The 20,638-nt window shown below is 71.9% G+C and carries 23 protein-coding genes; 13 read left to right on the top strand and 10 right to left on the bottom strand.

The window, feature by feature from the left end:
• Positions 1–19: 19 nt before the first annotated feature.
• Entirely contained in the window at positions 20–1,432 is a 1,413-nt protein-coding gene (locus ACFQZ6_RS16750) for an NAD-dependent epimerase/dehydratase family protein (protein WP_381609631.1), read from the bottom strand.
• A 245-nt stretch (positions 1,433–1,677) separates the two neighbouring features.
• Here ACFQZ6_RS16750 and ACFQZ6_RS16745 point away from each other — a divergent pair, with 245 nt between their 5' ends.
• The 8 genes from ACFQZ6_RS16745 (at position 1,678) to ACFQZ6_RS16710 (ending at position 8,134) form a co-directional block, all read left to right on the top strand.
• Positions 1,678–2,196, top strand: coding sequence for a toxin-antitoxin system HicB family antitoxin (locus tag ACFQZ6_RS16745; protein ID WP_381609628.1), 519 nt, complete (start codon positions 1,678–1,680; stop codon positions 2,194–2,196).
• Positions 2,197–2,296: 100 nt separating this feature from the next.
• Positions 2,297–3,142 carry a DUF4097 family beta strand repeat-containing protein gene (locus ACFQZ6_RS16740; protein WP_381609625.1) on the top strand — a complete coding sequence of 282 codons (846 nt, stop codon included), beginning with the start codon at positions 2,297–2,299 and terminating at the stop codon, positions 3,140–3,142.
• Positions 3,143–3,191: 49 nt separating this feature from the next.
• Positions 3,192–4,238 (top strand): ATP-binding cassette domain-containing protein, encoded by a 1,047-nt coding sequence (locus ACFQZ6_RS16735; protein WP_381609622.1) that lies wholly within the window; start codon positions 3,192–3,194, stop codon positions 4,236–4,238.
• Positions 4,235–5,023, top strand: coding sequence for an ABC transporter permease (locus ACFQZ6_RS16730; protein ID WP_381609619.1), 789 nt, complete (start codon positions 4,235–4,237; stop codon positions 5,021–5,023). Before ACFQZ6_RS16735 ends, ACFQZ6_RS16730 begins: the two co-directional genes overlap by 4 nt.
• Positions 5,024–5,272: 249 nt before the next feature.
• The gene (locus ACFQZ6_RS16725; RefSeq protein WP_381609616.1) at positions 5,273–6,469 is read left to right on the top strand and encodes an MFS transporter; all 1,197 of its coding nucleotides are present in this window, start codon (positions 5,273–5,275) and stop codon (positions 6,467–6,469) included.
• Between the two features lie 62 nt (positions 6,470–6,531).
• Positions 6,532–6,996: a helix-turn-helix domain-containing protein gene (locus ACFQZ6_RS16720; RefSeq protein WP_381609613.1), complete on the top strand. Its 465-nt coding sequence runs from the start codon at positions 6,532–6,534 to the stop codon at positions 6,994–6,996.
• Between the two features lie 42 nt (positions 6,997–7,038).
• Positions 7,039–7,647 carry a hypothetical protein gene (locus ACFQZ6_RS16715; protein ID WP_381609610.1) on the top strand — a complete coding sequence of 203 codons (609 nt, stop codon included), beginning with the start codon at positions 7,039–7,041 and terminating at the stop codon, positions 7,645–7,647.
• 145 nt (positions 7,648–7,792) lie between these two features.
• Positions 7,793–8,134 carry a DUF2516 family protein gene (locus tag ACFQZ6_RS16710; RefSeq protein ID WP_381618365.1) on the top strand — a complete coding sequence of 114 codons (342 nt, stop codon included), beginning with the start codon at positions 7,793–7,795 and terminating at the stop codon, positions 8,132–8,134.
• A 41-nt stretch (positions 8,135–8,175) separates the two neighbouring features.
• Here the strand turns inward: ACFQZ6_RS16710 and ACFQZ6_RS16705 are convergent, their stop codons facing one another.
• The 3 genes from ACFQZ6_RS16705 to ACFQZ6_RS16695 all read right to left on the bottom strand — a co-directional run bounded on the left by ACFQZ6_RS16705 (position 8,176) and on the right by ACFQZ6_RS16695 (position 11,942).
• Entirely contained in the window at positions 8,176–9,543 is a 1,368-nt protein-coding gene (locus ACFQZ6_RS16705) for a PP2C family protein-serine/threonine phosphatase (protein WP_381609607.1), read from the bottom strand.
• A 258-nt stretch (positions 9,544–9,801) separates the two neighbouring features.
• On the bottom strand, positions 9,802–10,890 hold the full coding sequence (locus ACFQZ6_RS16700; protein WP_381609604.1) for a C40 family peptidase: 1,089 nt from the start codon (positions 10,888–10,890) through the stop codon (positions 9,802–9,804).
• 233 nt (positions 10,891–11,123) lie between these two features.
• Entirely contained in the window at positions 11,124–11,942 is an 819-nt protein-coding gene (locus ACFQZ6_RS16695; protein WP_381609601.1) for a class I SAM-dependent methyltransferase, read from the bottom strand.
• 214 nt (positions 11,943–12,156) lie between these two features.
• Between ACFQZ6_RS16695 and mshA the strand changes: the two genes are divergently transcribed.
• Together mshA and ACFQZ6_RS16685 are read left to right on the top strand one after the other, a co-directional pair.
• Positions 12,157–13,497 (top strand): D-inositol-3-phosphate glycosyltransferase, encoded by a 1,341-nt coding sequence (gene mshA, locus ACFQZ6_RS16690; RefSeq protein WP_381609598.1) that lies wholly within the window; start codon positions 12,157–12,159, stop codon positions 13,495–13,497.
• Between the two features lie 5 nt (positions 13,498–13,502).
• Entirely contained in the window at positions 13,503–14,006 is a 504-nt protein-coding gene (locus ACFQZ6_RS16685) for a type III secretion system chaperone family protein (RefSeq protein WP_381609595.1), read from the top strand.
• Positions 14,007–14,012: 6 nt separating this feature from the next.
• On the opposite strand, the gene ACFQZ6_RS16680 is transcribed toward ACFQZ6_RS16685, so the two are convergent.
• A complete protein-coding gene (locus ACFQZ6_RS16680; RefSeq protein ID WP_381609593.1) occupies positions 14,013–14,825 on the bottom strand; it encodes a helix-turn-helix transcriptional regulator in 813 nt (270 codons plus the stop codon).
• Here ACFQZ6_RS16680 and ACFQZ6_RS16675 point away from each other — a divergent pair.
• Complete coding sequence (locus ACFQZ6_RS16675) at positions 14,824–15,291, top strand: DUF2000 family protein (RefSeq protein ID WP_381609590.1); 468 nt, start codon at positions 14,824–14,826, stop codon at positions 15,289–15,291. The genes ACFQZ6_RS16680 and ACFQZ6_RS16675 overlap by 2 nt on opposite strands.
• A 25-nt stretch (positions 15,292–15,316) precedes the next feature.
• Here the strand turns inward: ACFQZ6_RS16675 and ACFQZ6_RS16670 are convergent, their stop codons facing one another.
• Positions 15,317–16,582, bottom strand: coding sequence for an MDR family MFS transporter (locus tag ACFQZ6_RS16670; RefSeq protein ID WP_381609588.1), 1,266 nt, complete (start codon positions 16,580–16,582; stop codon positions 15,317–15,319).
• Positions 16,583–16,765: 183 nt separating this feature from the next.
• On the opposite strand from ACFQZ6_RS16670, the gene ACFQZ6_RS16665 reads away from it, so the two are divergent.
• Positions 16,766–17,527 (top strand): phosphoglyceromutase, encoded by a 762-nt coding sequence (locus ACFQZ6_RS16665; protein ID WP_381609585.1) that lies wholly within the window; start codon positions 16,766–16,768, stop codon positions 17,525–17,527.
• A gap of 413 nt (positions 17,528–17,940) precedes the next feature.
• Here ACFQZ6_RS16665 and ACFQZ6_RS16660 read toward each other — a convergent pair whose 3' ends face one another.
• Positions 17,941–18,162, bottom strand: coding sequence for a type II toxin-antitoxin system VapB family antitoxin (locus ACFQZ6_RS16660; RefSeq protein WP_381609582.1), 222 nt, complete (start codon positions 18,160–18,162; stop codon positions 17,941–17,943).
• A 111-nt stretch (positions 18,163–18,273) separates the two neighbouring features.
• Between ACFQZ6_RS16660 and ACFQZ6_RS16655 the strand changes: the two genes are divergently transcribed.
• A complete protein-coding gene (locus ACFQZ6_RS16655; protein ID WP_381609579.1) occupies positions 18,274–18,675 on the top strand; it encodes a hypothetical protein in 402 nt (133 codons plus the stop codon).
• A 246-nt stretch (positions 18,676–18,921) separates the two neighbouring features.
• Here the strand turns inward: ACFQZ6_RS16655 and ACFQZ6_RS16650 are convergent, their stop codons facing one another.
• From ACFQZ6_RS16650 to phoU, 3 genes are all read right to left on the bottom strand, one after another.
• Positions 18,922–19,173 carry an SCO4226 family nickel-binding protein gene (locus ACFQZ6_RS16650; protein ID WP_381609577.1) on the bottom strand — a complete coding sequence of 84 codons (252 nt, stop codon included), beginning with the start codon at positions 19,171–19,173 and terminating at the stop codon, positions 18,922–18,924.
• A gap of 67 nt (positions 19,174–19,240) precedes the next feature.
• Positions 19,241–19,408: a hypothetical protein gene (locus tag ACFQZ6_RS16645; RefSeq protein WP_381609574.1), complete on the bottom strand. Its 168-nt coding sequence runs from the start codon at positions 19,406–19,408 to the stop codon at positions 19,241–19,243.
• A gap of 185 nt (positions 19,409–19,593) precedes the next feature.
• The gene (gene phoU, locus ACFQZ6_RS16640; protein ID WP_381609571.1) at positions 19,594–20,295 is read right to left on the bottom strand and encodes a phosphate signaling complex protein PhoU; all 702 of its coding nucleotides are present in this window, start codon (positions 20,293–20,295) and stop codon (positions 19,594–19,596) included.
• Positions 20,296–20,638 lie beyond the last annotated feature (343 nt).

The raw sequence follows: 20,638 nt of genomic DNA, 5'->3' as shown, positions 1-20,638 counted from the left end.
CCAGTCTCCTCGGTACGGGTCATGCCAGTCCCTCCCTGAAGCCTTCCCGCCATGACGGGTAGTGCAGTTCCCAGCCCAGTTCGCGCTTGGCCCTGGCGTTGGAGAAGCCGCGACCCTCGGTCATCACGGCCACCGCGACCTCCCCGGCGAGCAGCCGGGCCAGCCAGCCGGGCAGGCGCACCGGTGGCTTGGCGCCGACGCAGGCCGCGAGATGGGGGAGCCACTCGCGGGCCGGTGCCGGTTCGTCGTCGACGATGTTGAACACGCCCCTCGCCTTCTGTTCCACGGCCAGTACGGTGGCGCTCGCCGCGTCGTCGACGTGCACCCACGAGTGGTGCCCGGCGCCGTCGCCGAGGAGCGGGAACCTCCGGCCCCGGACGCGTCGGACCTGGTCGTCGGTCGCGCCCGGCCCGTAGAACTCGCCGTAGCGCAGGACGGTGCCGCCGTCTCCCGCGACAGTGTCCTCGACGTACCTGATCGCCATGGCGGCCGGGTGGGCGGCCGTGCCCTCGTGCGGGTCGAGGGGGTCGTCCTCGGTCTTCACCCAGCCGCCCTCGCGGATGCCGTTCCAGCCCGCGAAGCTCTGCGCGAGGACGTGGCGGACGCCGGTGCCCTGGGCGGCGGCGAGCAGGTGGTCCGTGCCCTCGGTGCGCAGCCGGATCGTGGTGGCGGACCAGCGGTCCAGCCGCCCGAGGCGGGGCCTGCCCGCGTGGGCCGCGGCGAGGGCGGTCATCTGGTGCACGATCGCGTCCGGCGACGCGGCGGCCACGGCCTCGCCGACCGACATCGCGTCCAGCCCGTCCATGACCACGCCCGCCGCCCCCAGCCGCCGGAGCAGCCCCAGCTTGGCCGCGCTCGTGGTCGTGGCCGTCACCTGATGCCCCCGGGCCACCAGCCGCACCACCACCCGCCGCCCGAGGACGCCGGTCCCCCCGGCCACGAACACCCGCATAACCACCCTCACCCACCTTCTCGGCACCCATCGCCTGCCAGCCCTCTGACACGACGGAGACGAGACAGGGCTTGCGGGTGTGACACGGGGCTGCGAAGAGGGTGGGGGGAGGGGGGCGGGGGAGGGGCTGGGAGGGCTCAGCCGGTGAACTTCTCGGGTGAGGGCGCCGCTCTCGTCGTACAGCTCAAGGGTGAAGCGCACGCCGAAGCGGGAGAGCAGCGCGGCGAGGGTGTCGAGCCTGTCGGGGTCGATGACGCCGTGCAGCAGGGTGTCCGACCCGTCGGCCGGGTCCAGCTCGACCTGGCACCAGGCCGTCTCGACCTCGTACGCGTCCCAGGACGACGACCGGGACCGCCAGCCAGCGCCGACGAACTGCCCGGCCACCGCCGAGGCGCCGCGGTTGCGCAGGACGCCGTACAGGTTGTTGTCGGCTTCGCGCCAGGCGGGAGCCAACTCGGGGCCGTCGTCAGAGAGGTCCATCGTCCGTTCCCTACGTCGCGAGTCAGAGGGTGTCAGGTGGTGCCAAGTGGCGCCAAGTGGTGCCGGGTGGTGCCACTCGGGTGGTGTCGTGTGCTGGCAGTGGGGCGTTGCCGTGCGTGGAGCCGTGGGGTTTTGGCGAATTTCCCGGCGTTTACGCAGCTCAGCGCGGGATGGTGGCGTTGTGTGTCATGAGTGGTGCCATTCGGGGTTGCGGATGGCGTCACTGTGGTGCCAAGATAGCGGCCATGGACCTCACACCGTATGTCGACACCCTGCGACGCGAACTCGCGGTGGCCGCCGAGGCGGGGGGTGAAGACGCTCGGGAGCTGGCCGAGCGGCTCACCGCTCCGCTGGAGTCGGCGACCCGGCTGACCCTGCTCAACGTGCTCTCCGCCGCGATGGACGAGATCACCCGCGAGCTCGCCCCCGGCTCCGTCGACGTACGGCTGCGCGGACTCGACCCCGACTTCGTCGTGACCCCGCCGCCCGCTGGCGCCAGCCCCGTGGAGGCGCCGGTCGCGCCCGTCGAACCGTTCCGGACGCCGCCGCCCCCAGAGGGCGACGAGGGCGGCACCGCACGCGTCAACCTGCGGCTGCCCGCCCACCTCAAGGCCCGCGCCGAGGAGGCCGCGAGCCGCGAGGGCCTCTCGGTCAACGCCTGGCTCGTACGGGCCGTGTCCGCCGCGGTCGACGGCGGCGGCCAGCCCCGTACGACGGAGAAGACCCGCACCATCGGACAGAGCTTCACCGGCTGGGTGCGCTAGCCCCCGACCCGGACCCGCACCCCTCACCCCCCCACCCGCACCCCAACCACCCTTCACGTCCCGCGAGGGACGACCCGAGACCCACGAGGACGCCACAGCCATGCCTTCTTTCGACACTCCCACCACGATCTCCGTCACCGCGCACGTCTCCGCCGGTTCCATCCGGTTCACCGCGGGCGACCGGACCGACACGGTCGTCGACGTACGGCCCCGCGACCCGAAACGGGACCCCGACGTCCGTACGGCCGAGCAGACCGACGTGACGTACGCGGGCGGCGTGCTCACCATCAGGACGCCCAAGCAGCGCAACCTCATCGGCCGCACCGGCACCGTGGACATCGCGGTCGAACTGCCCACCGACTCCCGCGTCGACATGACCGGCTCCTGGGCCCAGGTCCTCGGTGAGGGCCAGCTCGGGGAGGTCCGCGTCAAGACCTCGTCCGGCGACGTACGACTCGACGCGACCGGTCCGCTCCAGCTCACCGCCTCCCACGGCTCGATCACCGTCGACCGCGTCGACGGCATGGCCGAGATCACCACCAGCTCCGGCAGCCTGCGGGTCGGCACCGTCCACGGTCCCGCCGTCCTGAAGAACTCGCACGGCTCCACCACCGTCGGCGCCGCCACCGGCGACCTGCGGGTCAGCGGGGCCAACGGGGACATCGACATCGCCCGCGCCGAGGGCTCGGTCGTCGCCACCACCGCCCACGGCGCCCTGCGCATCGCCGACATCGCCCGCGGCACCGCCCAGTTGGAGACGTCCTACGGCGCCATCGAGGTCGGCGTCCGCGAGGGTACCGCCGCCTGGCTGGACGTCAGCTCCGAGCACGGGCAGGTGCGCAACACGCTCGCCGCCTCCGGGCCGCCGGAGGAGGCCGAGGACACCGTCCGGGTCCGCGCCCGCACCCGCTACGGCAACATCGACGTCCGCCGCGCCAAGGTCTGAGCGTCCCCCCCAACTCCCACCTCCTTCCGCCTCTCAAAGGGAGAGCGCCATGCCTTCTTCTGTCATGCCCATGTCGAGCAACAACGAGAACGACGGCCACCCGCTCCCCGCCCAACGCGGCGGCGACGGCCCCCTGCCCCCCGCCGCCATCTCCACCCTCGGCCTCCGCAAGTCGTACGGCGACAAGACGGTGCTCGACGGCATCGACCTCCGCATCCCCGCGGGCACCGTCTTCGCGCTGCTCGGCCCGAACGGCGCGGGCAAGACCACCACCGTGCAGATCCTGTCCACGCTCATCGCGGCCGACGGCGGACAGGCCCAGGTCGCGGGCCACGACGTCGCCACGGCACCGGACGGCGTACGCGCCGCGATCGGCGTCACCGGCCAGTTCTCCGCGCTCGACGACCTGCTCACCGCCGAAGAGAACCTCATCCTCATGGCGGACCTGCTCCGCCTCGGCAAGCGCGAGGGCCGCTCCCGGGCCCGCCGCCTGCTGGAACGCTTCGACATCGCGGACGTCGCCCACCAGCGCGCCGCGACCTTCTCCGGCGGTATGCGGCGCCGACTCGACCTCGCGATGACCCTGGTCGGCGACCCCCAGGTGATCTTCCTGGACGAGCCGACGACCGGACTCGACCCGCGCAGCCGCCGCACCATGTGGGAGACGGTGCGCTCGCTGGTCGCGGGCGGTACGACGGTCTTCCTCACCACGCAGTACCTGGAGGAGGCCGACCAGCTCGCCGACCGCGTCGCCGTCCTCGACGGCGGCCGGATCGTCGCCGAGGGCACCGCCGAGGAACTCAAGGCCCGGATTCCCGGCAGCCACGTACGGCTCCGGCTCACCGACTCCGCCGAGTACGAGCGCGCCGTCGCCGCCCTCCCCGACGCGGCCCGCGACGACGAGAACCTCGCCCTGCGCGTCGCGGGCGACGGCGAACTGGAGGCACTGCGCGCCCTGCTGGACCGGCTCGACGCGGCGGGCGTCCGGGCCGCCGACCTCTCCGTGCACACCCCCGACCTCGACGACGTGTTCCTGGCCCTGACCGGCCACGGCACGACCGCCAGCCCCCTCACCGCCCAGGAGACCTCGCGATGAGCACCCTCACCTACGCCGTGCACGACTCCGCGACGATGCTGCGGCGCAACCTCCGGCACGCGATCCGCTACCCGGCCGTGGGGTTCGGCAGCGCCATGACGCCGATCCTGATGCTGCTGCTGTTCGTGTACGCCTTCGGTGACTCGATCGGCGCCGGGATGGGCGGCGGCCGGGACGCGTACCTGAACTACCTGACGCCCGGCATCATCATCATGGGCGTGGCCGCCGGTTCGATGTCGACCTCGATCGCGATCTGCTCCGACATGACCGAGGGCATCATCAACCGGTTCCGCACCATGGACATCACCCGCTCGTCGTTCATGACCGGCCATGTCGTCGGCAGCGTCATCCAGACGATGGTGTGCGCCGTCCTGGTCGTGGGCGTCGCGCTCGCCGTCGGCTTCCGGTCGGACGCGAGCCCGCTGGAGTGGCTGGCCGCCGCCGGGTTCCTCACGGCCATCGCGTTCGCGGTGACCTGGCTGTCGGCGGCGCTCGGCCTGATCTCCAAGACCGTCGAGTCCGCGAGCAACAAGCCGCTGCTGATCCAGTTCCTGCCGTTCCTCGGCTCCGCGTTCGTACCGGCCGAGTCGATGTCGCCGGGCCTGCGCTGGTTCGCCGAGTACCAGCCCTTCACCCCGATGACCGAGACCCTGCGCGGCCTCCTCTCCGGTTCGGAGATCGGCGACAACGGCTGGATCTCACTGACCTGGTGCGCCGCCATCGCCGTAACCGGCTACCTCTGGTCCCGCTCACTCTTCAACAGCACGACGACGAAGCGGAACTGAACCACCAGCCGCCCCGGCACCGATCCACCAGCCGCCCCGGCACCGATCCACCAGCCGCCCCGGCACCGATCCGCCAGCCGTACCGGCACCGATCCGCCAGCCGCACCGGCCCCGATCAACCAGCGGAGGGCCCCGCACACCCGCGGGCCCCCCGCTTCCGGCGTCCGTCCCGGCGGCGGCGCCGCGCGAGCGGCTCCCCCGAGGCGAAATCCCGCACCCTCCCCCCACGATCACTCCGACACTGCACCCATGCGCAGCTACCGAACCCTCTTCCGCACCCCCGAGTTCACCCCGTTCCTCCTCTCCTTCGCCGCCTCCGCCGCCGCCCAGACGATCGGCTCCCTGGCCCTCGGCACCCTGGTGTTCCGGGCCACCGGCTCCCCGCTCCTCACGGCGCTCAGCATGTTCGGGCCGCACCTGGCCATGCTGGCGGGGGCGGCACTGCTGCTCTCGGCCGCCGACCGGCTGGCCCCGCGGGCGATCCTCACCGGCCTCTCCCTCGTCTTCGCGGCGGCGACGGCGGTCCTGGCACTGCCGGGACTCCCGGTCTGGGCGGTCTTCGTCGTCGTACTCCTCCAGGGCCTGGTCGCCTCCCTGGGCGGCGGTGTGCGCGGCGGGCTGCTGAACGAGATCCTCACCAAGGACGGCTACGTGCTGGGCCGTTCGGTCTACAACATGCTCTGGGGTCTGACGCAGGTGGCGGGGTTCGCGACCGGCGGCGCGCTGCTGGTGCTGCTGTCCCCCCGGACCTGCCTGCTCCTGGCGGCGGGGCTGTACGCGGTGTCGGCCCTCGTCACCCGTCTGGGCCTCACGGCCCGCCCGCCGCGCTCCACCGGCCGCCCGTCCGTGGCGGCGACCTGGCGCACCAACGCCGTCCTGTGGTCCTCCCGCTCCCGCCGCCTGACCTACCTGGGCCTGTGGGTGCCCAACGGCCTGGTGGTCGGCGGGGACTCGCTCTACGTCTCCTACGCCCCCGACTCCGCGGGCACGCTGTACGCGTGCGGCGCGCTGGGCATGTTCGCGGGCGACCTCGCCGTGGGTCGTCTGGTGCCGCCCGCGTGGCGGCCCCACCTGGCGACGCCGCTGCGGCTGGTGCTGGCGGTGCCGTACCTGTTCTTCGTGCTGCGGCCGGGCGTGGCGCTGTCGGCGGTGGCCGTCACGGTCGCCTCGGTCGGGTTCGCCGCGAGCCTGGTCCTCCAGGAACGCCTGATGTCCCTCACCCCCGACGACCTGACCGGGCAGGCCCTCGGCCTGCACACCACCGGCATGGCCGCCATGCAGGGCGTCGGCGCGGCCGTCGCGGGCACGATCGCCCAGCTGACGTCCCCCGCCACGGCGATCACGGTGATGGCGGCCACCTCCGTCACGGTGACCCTGACCCTGGCGGCGCTCACGAGGAACGACCCCCGGGAGGCGACGGCCACGCGCCCCGCCACCGCGGAGTGACCAGGGCAACTTTTGCAAGCGGGCGCTTGCAAAAGTTAGCGAGGGTGGGGCAAGGTGGACGTATGGCATCGCTCAACGTCGGCAATCTCGGTGAGTACCTGCGCGAGCAGCGGCGCAACGCGCAGTTGTCGCTCAGGCAGCTCGCCGACGCGGCCGGGGTGTCCAACCCGTACCTGAGTCAGATCGAGCGCGGGCTGCGCAAGCCGAGCGCGGAGGTGCTGCAGCAGGTCGCCAAGGCGCTGCGGATCTCCGCCGAGACGCTGTACGTGCGGGCGGGCATCCTCGACGCCGAGCGGGACCGGGACGAGGTGGAGACCCGTGCCGTGATCCTCGCCGACCCCACGCTGAACGAGCGGCAGAAGCAGGTACTGCTCCAGATCTACGAGTCCTTCCGCAAGGAGAACGGCTACGAGGTCGCCGTCGACGCGGACGCCGGTGGTGACACCGGCGGCGATGCCGCGGGAGACCAGCAAACCCTCAGTACGGGGAGCGCCGGGGTTCGTAAGAATGGTGCGAACCCCCAGTGAAGCGAGTGAAACGTACGAAACGGATCCAGGAGGATCATCCCCATGGCCATGGCAGACGATCTGCGTAAGACCCTGAGTGACCCCAAGCCGCTGTACTTCGCCGCCGGCACCGCCGACCTCGCCCTCCAGCGGGCCAGGAAGGTCCCGGAGCTGGTGGAGCAGTGGCGCACCGAGGCCCCGGCCCGGTTCGAGGCCGTGCGCAACGCCGACCCGAAGGCCGTCCAGGAGAAGGCCGCCCACCGCGTCAAGGAGACGCAGGAGACCCTTCAGGCCCGGGTCGGGGAGTTCTTCGGCTCCCTGGACACCGACCTGAAGAAGCTCGGTGAGAGCGCCCAGGACCTCGCGCTGCGCGGGGTCGGCGTGGCCGCCGAGTACGCCGTGAAGGCCCGGGAGGCCTACGAGAAGGTCGCCGAGCACGGTGAGCAGGCCGTGAGGCAGTGGCGCGGCGAGGCCGCCGAGGAGATCGAGGAGCTGGCCGTGGCCGTCGAGCCGAAGGCCCAGCCCGTCGAGGTGAAGGAGGAGAAGCCGGTCGTCGCGGGGAGGACGGACACCGCCGTGAAGACCGACGCTCCCGCCAAGAAGGCCGCGGCGAGGAAGACCCCGGCCGCCCGCAAGGCCACCGCCAAGAAGACGACTCCGCCCGCCAAGTGATAGCGGGGGCGTCCGGCGTCACCCGGACAGGTGAACGGTCACGGGTCGGGCACTAGTGAGGTGTCCGGCCCGTTGTTCGGGTAGCGGGCCGGGATGTGCGGGTACGGTGACCGCGTAGGTCGAGTCGAGTCGGGTGGTGGACGTCGTGCTGTTGCAGGGTTTCGCAGGGTTCATGTCGCTGTTGAGCCTGGCTCTGACCGTTTTCAGCGGTTTCGCGCTGATCGATGCCGCCACGCGCCGTGAGGACGCCTATCGCGCGGCCGACAAGAAGACCAAGCCGTTCTGGCTGATCATCCTCGGGATCGCCTTCGTGGTGACCCTGCTCTTCCCGCTCCTGTCGCTGCTGCCGATCATCGGCCTCGTCGCGACGATCGTGTACATGGTCGACGTCCGCCCGGCCATCCGCAGCCTCCCGGGCGGAGGCCGCAACAGCAGACGGGGCTCCAGCAGCGACGGCCCCTACGGCCCTTGGAACGGCGGTCGCTGAGCCCTTCGGGCACACGCACGCAGGGGGGCGGCCGGAAGCCGTCAGGCGCCTACCGGACCGTTGGGACCCCGGTCCAGCAACAGCACCGCCACGTCATCGGTCAGCTCGCCGCCGTTGAGTTCCCGGACCTCGCTCACCGCGGCCCGCAGCAGTTGTTCTCCGCGCAGGCCCTGGGAGAGCTGGCGGCGGATCATCTCGACCATGCCGTCCTGCCCGAGCCGCTCGCCGCTCTCTCCGACACGGCCCTCGATCAGACCGTCCGTGTAGAGCATCAGGCTCCACTCGGCGCCCAGCTCCACCTCCATGCGCGGCCAGCGGGCGCCCGGCAGCAGGCCGAGGGCGGGGCCGTTGTTGTCGTAGGGGAGCAGGTGGGGCCGTCGGCCGGGGCGGGCGATCAGCGGGGACGGGTGACCGGCGAGGTACAGGCCCGCGCGGCGGCCGTCGGGGGCGATGTCCACCGTGCACAGCGTCGCGAAGATCTCCTCGTCGGAGCGCTCGTGCTCCAGGACCTGCTGGAGGGTGCTCAGCAACTGGTCACCGCAGAGCCCGGCCAGGGTCAGCGCCCGCCAGGCGATCCGCAGCTCCACGCCGAGCGCCGCCTCGTCGGGCCCATGGCCGCACACGTCACCGATCATGGCGTGCACGGTGCCGTCGGGGGTGCGGACGGTGTCGTAGAAGTCACCGCCGAGCAGCGCGCGGGAGCGGCCGGGGCGGTAGCGGGCGGCGAAGCGCAGCGAGGAGCCGTCCAGGAGGGGCGTGGGCAGCAGGCCGCGCTCCAGCCGGGCGTTCTCCTGCGCGCGCAGCTTGCCCTCGGCCAGCCGCCGCTCCGCCGTGTCGGAACGTTTCCGCTCCACCGCGTACCGGATCGCCCGGCTCAGCAGCCGTCCGTCCAGTTCGTCGCGGAAGAGGTAGTCCTGGGCGCCCACGCGCACGGCCTCCGCGCCGCGCTCGGCGTCGCCGGAGGCGGTCAGCGCGAGCACGGCGTGCCGGGGGGCCAGCTCCAGTACGTGCTTGAGCGGGGCCAGCTCGTCCTCGTCGCCGTCACCGGCGCGGCCCGGCGTGGGCAGCGCGAGGTCCAGCAGGATGCAGTGGACGTCGTCGGTGAGCAGCCGCTCGGCCTCGGTGAGGTTGCGGGCGGTGCGGACGCGGATCGGCTTGCCGGAGGAGTCCAGCAGCTCGGGCACGATCGTCGAGCCGCCCGGGTCGTCCTCGATGAGCAGCAGGGTGAGCGTGGTGCTCGCGGGGGTCGTGTGGGTTCCGACCGTGTGGTGGGCGACCGTGTCTTCCTTGCGCGGGGCCTCGGTGTCGGCCTCGGCGCCGGTGGGGCCGCCGACTGCGGGCGCGGACTGCGACGCCTGACCACTCTCCACGGCCGGGATCGCTCTCTGCCGCGGTACGGGTACGGGCATTGGCTTGGGTTCCTTCCCTCCCCCCGAGGGCGTGGCAGGGCGAGGGACATCGACCTACCGACGGGGACCATAGCGGGTGTCGGCGCCGCAACGGAATGGTGTGGGACACGTCGCCCGGCAGGAAGCCACTGTCATATGCCGCGTTCCGTACCGCAGTTGGACAGGGTGCCGCCTGGCCTGGGATGACGAAGGTCACGCCGGGCGGGTGGGGGGAGGGTGTTCGACGTGGAGTGGGTCACGTGACCCGGTCCACAGCCCTCATTCCGCCCCCGGCCGGACCACCCCGAGTATCGGCATCGAACCGGCCCCCGCCACCGTCACCGCCCGCCCCGGGCGCGGGGCGTGCACGATGGCGCCGTCGCCGACGTAGAGGCCCACGTGGCTGGCGTCGTCGAAGTAGATGACGAGGTCGCCGGGGCGCATGTCCTCGACGGCGACCCGCTTGAGCTGCTTCCACTGCTGCTGGGAGGTGCGGGGGATCACCGCGCCCGCGGTCGCCCACGCCTGTGAGGTCAGCCCGGAGCAGTCGTACGACATCGGCCCCTCGGCGCCCCATTCGTACGGTTTGCCGATCTGGGCCGTGGCGTACGCGACGGCCTTCCTGCCCGGGCCGGTCGCCTCGGGGTCGAGGTCGTCCAGGATTCCGGAGCTGAGCCAGGCGTTCTGTGCCTTGCGGGCGGCCTCCCGCTCCAGCAGCTCCAGGCGCTCCTTCTCCTCCTGCTCCAGCTCGGACTCCAGCTTCTCCGCCGCCGCGATCCGCTTCTTGATCTTCTTCTTGGCGGCGGCCTTCGCCTTGCGGTTGGACTCCAGCTTCTTCCACTGGGTGGAGGCGTCCGCCGCGTACTGCTCCAGGTCCTGCTGGGTGCGGGTCAGTTCGCTCAGGACGTGCTGGGTGGCGCGCTCGCCCTGGAGGATGCGGCCCGAGCCGTCGAGGAACTGCCGCGGGTCGTCGCTCAGCACCAACTGGGCCTCGGGCGGCAGCCCGCCGGTGCGGTACTGGGCGCGGGCGGCGGCGCCCGCGCGGTCCTTCAGCTCGTCCAGCCGCTTCTTGCCCTGGACGATCCGCTGGGCCAGCTTCACGATCTCCGCGGACTGCTGTTCGGCCTTCTCCTCCGCGGCGTTGTAGGCGTCGGTGGCGACGGCGGCCTCGTGGTAGAGCGTGTCCAGCCGCTGGCGGACCTCCTCAAGGTCCTTGCTCGGCGGGGGAGTCGGGGCGGCGGGGGCGGTCGAACCGCTCGGTGTGGGGGCCGGGTCCGCGAACGCCGTACCGGGCGCCGCCGCCAGTACGGTGACCGCGCAGACCACGGTCACGGCCGCCGTGAGCAGGCCACGCTTGCCCGTTCCCATCCCACTGCCCCCCAACTGATTTCCCGTCAGTAACTTACGAGCGCTCGGGGGATCGTGCCATGCCGCGCCGCAAAACGACAGAGGTGGTGACTCCCTCCCTCGTTCCCTCCGGTCTACGACAATCCCCCGCGGCCCTGTGACCAACACCTCACCCTTTGCGACGAACGACGGCCGGAGATCGTTCCCAAGGGACCAGAACCGGGACCGCGGCCGGGATCGAGATCGGGACCAGGTCAGGACCTCGGCGCCAACGCCGCCCACCGCACGGTCACTTCCCCCTGCCGCCACCGCCGCGGCCCGTCCACGACCGGCCAGTCGGCGCGCAGGTCCCGTACCGCCCGCAGCCAGCGCTGGCGGGCGCCGTAGGCGGCGTAGGGCGCGGCGGCGGCCCAGGCGCGGTCGAAGTCCCGGAGGAACGCGTGCACCGGCTCACCCGGGACGTTGCGGTGGATGAGCGCCTTCGGCAGCCGTTCCGCGAGGTCGGAGGGACGCTCCAGCGAGCCCAGCCGGGTCGCGAAGGTGACGGTGCGCGGCCCCTCGGGGCCGAGCGCCACCCACACGTGCCGTCGGCCGACCTCGTCGCACGTCCCCTCGACCAGCAGCCCGCCCCGCGACCCCGTCGACGGGTCGACCGGCGCGAGCCGCGCGCACAGCCGCTGCCAGACGGCGGCGACCTCGGCCTCGTCGTACTGGCGGAGCACGTTGGCCGCGCGGATCAGCAGCGGCCTCCCGGGGACGGGGACCTCGAAGCCGCCGTGCCGGAAGGTGAGGCCGTCCCGCTCGTACGGCAGGGCCGCCGCGACCCGGCCCTGGTCGATCTCGACGCCGACCACGCGCGCGTGGGGCGCGGCCGTGCGGAGCCGGGTGAGCAGTTCGACGGCGGTCCAGGGGGCGGCGCCGTAGCCGAGGTCGACGGCCACGGGGTCGGCGGCGCGGCGCAGTTCGGCGCCGTGCGTGGCGGCGATCCAGCGGTCCATGCGGCGCAGGCGGTTCGGATTGGTGGTCCCGCGCGTCACCGTGCCGAGGGGGCGGGTCGTGGCGCGGGCTGTCATGCGTCGAGGGTATGCGGGCGCACCGCGCGGGCACCCGCGACGGTGTGGGCGGCCATCGAGACGCGTCCCGCTCTCGAACGGTTGAGCGAAGAACGGTAATGATTCGGCAAAGACGCGATCACCGGAAATGGAGCGAACCCTTCCGGTGTTGCCTCCTTCGGAGGGGCCCCAGGCACCTCCTGGCAGTCATGCCCACGGCGAGGAGGACCGGCACGTGAGCCAATACGTCAGCAGGCTCGGTCGCCGTTCCCCGGCGACGTCCCCGCGGCTCCGGCTCGGGCACCGCCGCCCACGCCGGGTGGCGATGCTCTCCGTGCACACCTCGCCGCTCCACCAGCCCGGCACCGGCGACGCGGGCGGCATGAACGTCTACATCGTCGAACTCGCCCAGCGCCTCGCCGCCCTCAACATCGAGGTGGAGATCTTCACCCGGGCCACCACGGGCGCCCTTCCGCCCACCGTCGAGATCTGCCCCGGCGTCGTCGTCCGGCACGTCGACGCGGGCCCCTACGAGGGCCTCGCCAAGGAGGAGCTGCCCGCCCAGCTCTGCGCCTTCACCCACGGCGTGATGCAGGCGTGGGCGGGCCACCGCCCCGGCCACTACGACCTCGTCCACTCGCACTACTGGCTCTCCGGCCACGTCGGCTGGCTCGCCGCCCAGCGCTGGGGCGTGCCCCTGGTGCACGCCATGCACACCATGGCCAAGGTCAAGAACGCCAACCTCGCCGACGGCGACACCCCCGAGCCCGCCGCCCGCGTCATCGGCGAGACCCAGATCGTCAACGCCGCCGACCGGCTGATCGCGAACACCGCCGAGGAGGCCGCCGAGCTGGTACGGCACTACGCGGCTGACCCGGCCAAGGTCGCCGTCGTCCACCCCGGGGTCAACCTCGACCGCTTCCGTCCCGCGGACGGCCGCGCCGCCGCCCGCACCCGCCTCGGCCTGCCGCCGGACGCCCTGATCCCGCTCTTCGCGGGCCGCATCCAGCCCCTGAAGGCCCCGGACGTGCTGCTGCGCGCGGTCGCCGTCCTCCTCGACCAGCGCCCCGAACTGCGCACCCGGCTCGTCGTCCCCGTCGTCGGCGGCCCCAGCGGCAGCGGCCTCGCCAAGCCCGAGGGGCTCCAGAAGCTCGCCGCCCGGCTCGGCATCGCGGACGTCGTACGGTTCCGGCCGCCGGTCGGGCAGGAGCAGCTCGCGGACTGGTTCCGCGCGGCGTCCGTGCTCGTGATGCCGTCCTACAGCGAGTCCTTCGGCCTGGTCGCCATAGAGGCGCAGGCGGCGGGCACCCCGGTGCTCGCGGCGGCGGTCGGCGGCCTCCCGGTCGCCGTCCGCGACGGGGAGACCGGCTTCCTCGTCCAGGGCCACGACCCGGCGGCGTACGCGCGCGTGCTGCGCGACTTCGCCGAGTCCCCGGAGCTGACGCACCGGATGGGCGAGGCCGCGGCCCGGCACGCCCGCCGCTTCGGCTGGGACACGGCGGCGGCGGCCACGGCCGAGGTCTACACGGCCGCCCTGCACACCCACCGGCGTCGCGTACGCTCGCACCATGGGTGAGCACCATGGGTGAACCTCAAGACGCGGCGGCACGGACCGTCGAGGACGTCCTGAAGGACGCCGAACTGGAGTGGGAGAGCCCGGAGCCCGGCCACTACGTGGTCACGCTCCCCGGCACCCGCAAGCTGTCCACGACCGTCTCCCTGATCGTCGGCCGCCACTCCCTGTCCCTGAACGCCTTCGTCATCCGCCACCCCGACGAGAACGAACCCGGCGTCCACCGCTGGCTCCTGGAACGCAACCTCAAGCTTTACGGCGTCAGTTACGCCGTCGACCCGCTCGGCGACATCTACGTCACCGGCAAGCTGCCGCTGGCCTCCGTCACCGCCGACGAGATCGACCGCCTCCTCGGCCAGGTCCTGGAAGCCGCCGACGGCAGCTTCAACACCCTCCTGGAGCTGGGCTTCGCCACCGCCATCCGCAAGGAGTACGCGTGGCGCGTCTCCCGGGGCGAACCGACCCGCAACCTGGACGCGTTCGCGCACCTGACGCGGCGCCCGGAGCGGTAGTCCTCCTCAGGTAGGAGCCGCGGCCGACAGCCGGTAACGCCCCGGCGGCACCCCCACCAGCCTCCGGAAGTGCCGCGTGAGGTGCGACTGGTCGTAGAACCCGGTGCTGACCGCGACCTCCCCGGGCGACCGCCCGTCGAGCAGCAGCCGCCGGGCGCGCTCGACGCGGCGGGACATCAGGTACTGGTGCGGCGCGATGCCGTAGGCGGCACTGAACGCCCGTACGAGGTGGGCGGGGTGGGCCTGGAGCAGCGCGGCGGCGTCCTCCAGGGACACGCCCTCGACGACGCGCGCGTCGAGCAGTTCGCGCAGCCGCCGGGCGAGGACGGGATCACGTGACGGCGGTCGCCCGGCCGCCCCCGGCCCCCGCAGATGGGCCCGCAGCCGCTCCCCGACCAGTGTCAGCCTGCTGGCCGCCTCCAACTCGTCACCGGCCCGCGTGAGCGCCCCGTGCAACTGCCCGACGCGCCGCCGCAGCAGCGGGTCACGCAGGTCGGGCGCGTCGACCGCCGGGCCGATGAGGTCCTCCCCGAGCTGGGAGGCGTCCAGGTACAGCACGCGCTTGCGGAAGCCGTCCGCGGTGGCGGCGGAGCCGTTGTGCGGGACGTGGGGGGGCAGCAGGGTGACCGTGTCGTGCGGGGTGCCGTGCTGGTGCCGGTCCAGGTCGTACCGTACGGCGCCGTCGTCGACGATCAGCAGCGTCCAGGCGTCATGGACGTGCATCGGGTAGGCGTACTCGGTGAAGCGGGCGTGGAAGACCTCCACGACGCCGGGGATGCCGGGGCGCCAGGCGGTGACGGACTCGCGGGCGGCGGCCATGCAAAGAACGTACAAGACGGGCCGGGGAGACGATCGGCAGTCTCAAGGCATGAGCACGCGATTCGACACCAAGATTGCCGTCCTGCTCCGCGACGACCTGGAGCCCTGGCAGCGCCTGAACGTGACCGCCTTCCTGGTCAGCGGCCTCGGCACGGCCGTGCCCGAGGTGGTCGGGGAGCCGTACGAGGACGCCGACGCCGTGCCGTACCTGCCGATGTTCCGGCAGCCTGTGCTGGTCTTCGAGGCCACGAAGGAGACGCTGACGACGGCCCACGCGCGCGTGCTATCCCGCGCGCTGCCCCGCGCGGTCTTCACCTCCGACCTGTTCGCCACCGGCCATGACGAGGCCAACCGGGCCGCGGTACGGGCCGTACCGACCGCCGACCTGGACCTGGTGGGCCTCGCGGTGTACGGCCCGCGCAACGCGGTGGACAAGGCGGTCAAGGGCGCACGGATGCACCCCTGAGCGCGTCAGGCGGTGCGGGCGGGCCTCAGACCGTGCTGGAGGCCGCCCGCTCGGCGGCGACGGGCTCCACCGTCGCCGCCGCCGTCTCGTCCGGCAGCCGCCGCATCAGCGTCGCGTACCCGACGCCCGCGACGGTGCCGATGACCGCGGACAGCCCCCACAGCCACTCGGCGCCGTACCGGTCGATGACGAAACCGGACATCAGCGGCGCGACCAGCGCGGCGACGGACCAGGACATCGTGTACATGCCCTGGTAGCGACCCCGCCCGTGCACGGGGGACAGCCGTACGACGAGACCGGTCTGCGTCGGCGCGTTCACGATCTCGGCGAGGGTCCATACGCACACCGTGAGCGCGATCACGCCGACCGACCCGGCGAACGCGGTGAGCCCGAACCCGTACCCGGCGAGCAGCGACGAGACCACGAGCAGCCGCCGCGGGTCCCGGTGTTCGATGAGCCGCGTGACGGGGATCTGGAGCGCGACGATCAGCACGCCGTTGACGGCGATCGCCATGCCGTAGTCGGCGGACGAGAACCCGGCCTGCCCCATGGCGACGGGCAGCGCCACCGACCCCTGCTGGAAGATCAGGGCGACGAGGAAGGACAGCCCCACGACGCCCATGAACCGCCCGTCCCGCAGGACGGTCCCGAGCCCCACGGGCGGCGCGTCGTCCCCGGCGGCCTTGGCGGCGCGCTCCGGCCGCGACTCGGGCAGCTTCAGGAAGATGAGCACGGCACACGCGAGGGTCATGGCGGCCTCGATCAGGAACCCGGCGAGGTAGCTGCTCTCCGCGATGAACCCGGCGCCCATGGCGGAGACGGCGAAGCCGAGGTTGATCGCCCAGTAGTTGAGCGAGAAGGCCCGCACCCGGTCCTCGGGCCGCACGATGTCGGCCATCATCGCCTGCACGGCGGGCCGCGAGGCGCTGGAGGCGGCGCCGACGAGGAACGCGACGCCCGCGATCGACACCGGGTCCTGGACGAACCCGAGCGCCGCCACGGACACGGCGGTGGAGGTCTGCGCGACCAGCAGCGTGGGCCGCCGCCCGAGCCGGTCGGTCAGCACCCCGGCCCCCAGCGACGCCACCACCCCGCCGAGCCCGTGCAGCGCCGCGACGAGACCGGCGTACGAGGCCGAGTAGCCGCGGTCGAGGGTCAGGTAGAGCGCCATGAACGTCGCCACGAACGCGCCGAGCCGGTTGACGAGGGTGCTCGTCCACAGCCACCAGAACTCGCGGGGGAGTCCGGAGACGGTCTCTGACAGGGCACGTCTGAGGGCGGCAGGTGGCATCGAGGGGTCCCCCACGGTGTAAGTAAGTAAGCGGCTCAGCAAGCAAGCACACCTTACGTCGACTCCTCGCCCCCCATCCACTGATTAACCGCCCCCCACAGGGCGCGCTCCGCTACCTCCCCTACCTCCCGTACCGCCCTCCGGAGGAGCGATCGATCACCCGGTTCGATTACGCTCAGGCCCATGGCCGACGCACCGTACAAGCTGATCCTCCTCCGCCACGGCGAGAGCGAATGGAACGCGAAGAACCTGTTCACCGGCTGGGTGGACGTCAACCTCAACGAGAAGGGCGAGAAGGAGGCAGTCCGCGGCGGCGAGCTCCTGAAGGACGCCGACCTCCTCCCCGACGTGGTCCACACGTCCCTCCAGAAGCGCGCCATCCGCACCGCGCAGCTCGCGCTGGAGGCGGCCGACCGCCACTGGATCCCCGTCCACCGTTCATGGCGCCTCAACGAGCGCCACTACGGCGCCCTCCAGGGCAAGGACAAGGCCCAGACCCTCGCCGAGTTCGGCGAGGAGCAGTTCATGCTGTGGCGCCGCTCCTACGACACCCCGCCGCCGCCGCTCGCCAACGACGCCGAGTACTCCCAGTTCTCCGACCCGCGCTACGCGACCCTCCCGCCGGAGCTGCGCCCCCAGACGGAGTGCCTCAAGGACGTCGTCGTCCGGATGCTCCCCTACTGGTTCGACGCCATCGTCCCCGACCTCCTCACCGGCCGCGTCGTCCTCGTCGCCGCCCACGGCAACAGCCTCCGCGCCCTGGTCAAGCACCTGGACGGCATCTCCGACGCCGACATCGCGGGCCTGAACATCCCCACCGGCATCCCCCTCGCCTACGACCTCGACCCCGACTTCAAGCCCCTCAACCCGGGCGGCACCTACCTCGACCCGGCCGCGGCAGCGGCAGCGATCGAGGCGGTCAAGAACCAGGGCAAGAAGAAGTAAGCAGAGGCAAGAAGAACCAAGCGGTACTGATTAGCCCCCTGCCCGCAGGTTGTCCGCTGGTAGGGGGCTTTTCGTTGCCTTGAGCCTGTCGCTGGGCCGTCAGCCTGTGGACTGGTCCGTCAGGCGTGCCCGACGCGCCGCCACCCGTACCGACGTCTCTGGGAAGGCACATCAGGCGACGTCGTGGACGTTGTGCTCATGGAGGTCGGATGCGTGCCGGGCAACGGCACGGTAACCGGCATCGTCGTGGAGGTGGTGGGCTGCGGTGCTCCCCGGCCTGGGCAATACGACGCCGCACCGCGCTGATTCAACGCCCCGCGTTCTTCGGCACTGCCACATCGGGATAGAGGTCGGTGAACATCTCCGCGATCTCGTCGGAGCAGCCGGACCAGCGGATGAGTCGCGCAGGTAGATCACCGGCTGTGCTTCTCCGCCCGGTGCAGACGCTCTGCGTCCTCGACGGCACCCCACTCACGCGCACGCTCGAAGTGACGGCTGAGGCGCGCCACGCGCTCCTGCTGCTCGGCGTAGAAGCGCAGAGCGAGATTGACCGCCTCCTTCTTGGTCCTGACCTTGGACAGGGCCAAGGCGCGTTCCAGGGCATCGTCGTCGATGTCGATCTGGGTCACGGACATGCGGCACCTCCTCGCAAAGTTGGTGATGTACATAGAGGAATACGTCACCAACATTCAGCAGCTCGACTCTGGCAAGTCCCACTGTCAGCCCTCAGCTGTAGGTTGCCACTCATGGCTGAGAGACCGACTGAGAGTTGGCGTCGCGGTATAGCTGAGGAGGCCGCGGAGCTTGCTGCGGGCACGCTGGAGGCCGAGTGTGCCTGCATGGCTGAGCTGTTCCCCGAGGAACTTCTCAGGGTGACCGACGAGGTGCTCGACGCCTTCGAGGGTGCGCTTCCTGGGTTGGGCAACGCCAGTGACGAGGAGGTCTTTGCCGTCGTAGAGCGGGTTGTCCTGAGCCTGAACGCGGTGAACGAGGCCCACGGCGAAGCCGCCTTCGAGACCGACGAGCGTGAGGAGTTGTGCGCATACATTGACCAGTCGCTCAGCGAGTGCGGTGTCGATGTCGTCGGTCTGACCGCGCGCCACGGGCTCGGTCGGTATGAACTCACGGACAGGTGGCGGGAGTGGTAGGGCGGGAAGAGGCTCTCCTCGCCTGGCGGTGAGTCGGGTGCACCGGGTCCGTGACAGACAATCCGACACGCTCAGAGGGAAGCCTCAGCGACGGGTACGCCGAGTTGGCCGCCGTAGGTCCGTACGGGGCCGAGCTTGGACATGCCGTGGATGACTGGATGACCGCGGGGCGGTACGCCGAGCTGCGGTGAGCCCGGGCGGTGCGGTGGGCGGCGAGTGTCGTCGCCGCCCAGGGTGGCGCGGGCGTCAGATGGACAGCGGCACCGGATGCACCTCGTCCGCCGGGTGCCCCGCGCGCTCGTGGACGCGTTGGACCGCGTCCGCCGAAGGGGCCGCGGAGAGGCAGTAGACCGTGCCCGACTCCGGGTCGGCCCAGGCGCGTTCGAAGTGGACGCCCTTCTCCTCCTTCTCGATGGCCAGGTCCGCGTTGTGGGCCTCGCGTAGCTGCTCGGCGGTGATGCCCTTCATACCGTGGTGGACGTCCATGAACTGGGGCATGACGTCATGCCTCCCTCCGTCCTGGTACGGGTCTCACCTTCCATGCTGCGCCCGCCCGGCGGACCTGTCAGCCGCACTGGCAGGGGCCGCCCGACTGGCAGCCGCAGCCGCAGCCCGAGCCGCAGCCGCAGGCGGCGACGAGGGGCAGCGACCGTACCTCCACGGGCTGCTCGGTCGGGTGCTGCTGGGTGGGGTCGGGGGTCGGGGCGGGCTGGGTGGTGGGGGAGTCGGGCATGGTCGGTCCCTCCTGGAGGACGGTGCCGGTACCTGCACCTGGCCCCGTACGGCGCCGGTGCCTTGCCCATTCCATGCCCGTTCCCCTGGGCGCATCAACGGCGCACGGAGGCGAACACGCGCCCAGGGAAGGGGAGGGGGGAGGGCCGGGGCGGGACGGACCCAGCCCCGCCCCCGGCCCAGACCTCAGCCCTCCTCGCCCCCCGGCACCGTCTGGATCTCCGGCTGCGTCTCCTGCTGGAGCTCGTCCGCGTGCTCGCCCGTCACCAGGAAGACGACCCGCTTGGCGACCGACACCGCGTGGTCGGCGAAACGCTCGTAGTAGCGGCCCAGCAGGGTCACGTCGACGGCCGTCTCGATGCCGTGCTTCCAGCGCTCGTCGATCAGGTGCTGGAACAGGGTGCGGTGGAGCAGGTCCATCGCGTCGTCGTCCTGTTCGAGCTGGAGCGCCAGGTCGACGTCCTTGGTGACGATGACCTCCGCCGCCTTCGCCATGAGCCGCTGCGCGAGCTGGCCCATCTCCAGGATGGTGGCGTGCAGGTCGTGCGGGACGGCCCGCTCCGGGAACCGCAGCCGCGCCAGCTTGGCGACGTGCTGGGCGAGGTCGCCGGAGCGCTCCAGGTCCGCGGACATCCGCAGCGAGGTCACCACTATCCGAAGGTCCGTCGCCACCGGCTGCTGCCGCGCCAGCAGCGCGATCGCCCGAGCCTCCAGCTCGTGCTGGAGTTCGTCGACCCGCTTGTCCGCCTCGATCACGCTCTCGGCCAGCTTCAGGTCGGAGTCGAGGATGGCCGTGGTGGCGCGCCCGATCGCCGACCCGACCAGCCGGGCCATTTCGACCAGGCCGTCGCCGATCGAGTCCAGTTCCTCGTGGTACGCGTCCCGCATCAGGGTTCCTCTCGTGGTCGTGCGTCTCTTTCGGGTGGTTTCGGACACCTTCCGGCACCCCCGGAAAGGCCCCGGGAGATCCGGGGAAGGGGCCGGGCGGAGGTCCCGGAAGGTGTCCGAAGGGTGATCCGGCCGGAGTCCGGAAGCTCCGGTACCGCCCGGACCGACCCGGCCCCAGACCTACCCATGAGCCGGAAAGCCCATGGTGAAACCGGCGCCGCTCCCCCCACGCTCCCACGTTCCGGCCCGAACGCGTCGGTTTCCGCCACCCCAAATGAACCATCCCTGGCTCCAAGGTGAACTCTGGGCGACGAGTGTTCGAGCTGGTGCTCGGATGTCTGTG

The organism is Streptomyces flavalbus (assembly GCF_042674625.1).
In the GTDB taxonomy this organism is placed as follows: domain Bacteria; phylum Actinomycetota; class Actinomycetes; order Streptomycetales; family Streptomycetaceae; genus Streptomyces; species Streptomyces flavalbus.
Note: the sequence above shows the minus strand (reverse complement) of the source record. Positions and strands in the feature narration are given on the sequence as shown.

Bases quoted from the DNA above. Each gene is read 5' to 3' on its own strand.
- ACFQZ6_RS16750 (WP_381609631.1), bottom strand. From the start codon at position 1,432: ATGGACCTCTCTGACGACGGCCCCGAGTTGGCTCCCGCCTGGCGCGAA.
- ACFQZ6_RS16745 (WP_381609628.1), top strand. From the start codon at position 1,678: ATGGACCTCACACCGTATGTCGACACCCTGCGACGCGAACTCGCGGTG.
- ACFQZ6_RS16740 (WP_381609625.1), top strand. From the start codon at position 2,297: ATGCCTTCTTTCGACACTCCCACCACGATCTCCGTCACCGCGCACGTC.
- ACFQZ6_RS16735 (WP_381609622.1), top strand. From the start codon at position 3,192: ATGCCTTCTTCTGTCATGCCCATGTCGAGCAACAACGAGAACGACGGC.
- ACFQZ6_RS16730 (WP_381609619.1), top strand. From the start codon at position 4,235: ATGAGCACCCTCACCTACGCCGTGCACGACTCCGCGACGATGCTGCGG.
- ACFQZ6_RS16725 (WP_381609616.1), top strand. From the start codon at position 5,273: ATGCGCAGCTACCGAACCCTCTTCCGCACCCCCGAGTTCACCCCGTTC.
- ACFQZ6_RS16720 (WP_381609613.1), top strand. From the start codon at position 6,532: ATGGCATCGCTCAACGTCGGCAATCTCGGTGAGTACCTGCGCGAGCAG.
- ACFQZ6_RS16715 (WP_381609610.1), top strand. From the start codon at position 7,039: ATGGCCATGGCAGACGATCTGCGTAAGACCCTGAGTGACCCCAAGCCG.
- ACFQZ6_RS16705 (WP_381609607.1), bottom strand. From the start codon at position 9,543: ATGCCCGTACCCGTACCGCGGCAGAGAGCGATCCCGGCCGTGGAGAGT.
- ACFQZ6_RS16700 (WP_381609604.1), bottom strand. From the start codon at position 10,890: ATGGGAACGGGCAAGCGTGGCCTGCTCACGGCGGCCGTGACCGTGGTC.
- ACFQZ6_RS16695 (WP_381609601.1), bottom strand. From the start codon at position 11,942: ATGACAGCCCGCGCCACGACCCGCCCCCTCGGCACGGTGACGCGCGGG.
- ACFQZ6_RS16685 (WP_381609595.1), top strand. From the start codon at position 13,503: ATGGGTGAACCTCAAGACGCGGCGGCACGGACCGTCGAGGACGTCCTG.
- ACFQZ6_RS16675 (WP_381609590.1), top strand. From the start codon at position 14,824: ATGCAAAGAACGTACAAGACGGGCCGGGGAGACGATCGGCAGTCTCAA.
- ACFQZ6_RS16680 (WP_381609593.1), bottom strand. From the start codon at position 14,825: ATGGCCGCCGCCCGCGAGTCCGTCACCGCCTGGCGCCCCGGCATCCCC.
- ACFQZ6_RS16670 (WP_381609588.1), bottom strand. From the start codon at position 16,582: ATGCCACCTGCCGCCCTCAGACGTGCCCTGTCAGAGACCGTCTCCGGA.
- ACFQZ6_RS16665 (WP_381609585.1), top strand. From the start codon at position 16,766: ATGGCCGACGCACCGTACAAGCTGATCCTCCTCCGCCACGGCGAGAGC.
- ACFQZ6_RS16660 (WP_381609582.1), bottom strand. From the start codon at position 18,162: ATGTCCGTGACCCAGATCGACATCGACGACGATGCCCTGGAACGCGCC.
- ACFQZ6_RS16655 (WP_381609579.1), top strand. From the start codon at position 18,274: ATGGCTGAGAGACCGACTGAGAGTTGGCGTCGCGGTATAGCTGAGGAG.
- ACFQZ6_RS16650 (WP_381609577.1), bottom strand. From the start codon at position 19,173: ATGCCCCAGTTCATGGACGTCCACCACGGTATGAAGGGCATCACCGCC.
- ACFQZ6_RS16645 (WP_381609574.1), bottom strand. From the start codon at position 19,408: ATGCCCGACTCCCCCACCACCCAGCCCGCCCCGACCCCCGACCCCACC.
- phoU (WP_381609571.1), bottom strand. From the start codon at position 20,295: ATGCGGGACGCGTACCACGAGGAACTGGACTCGATCGGCGACGGCCTG.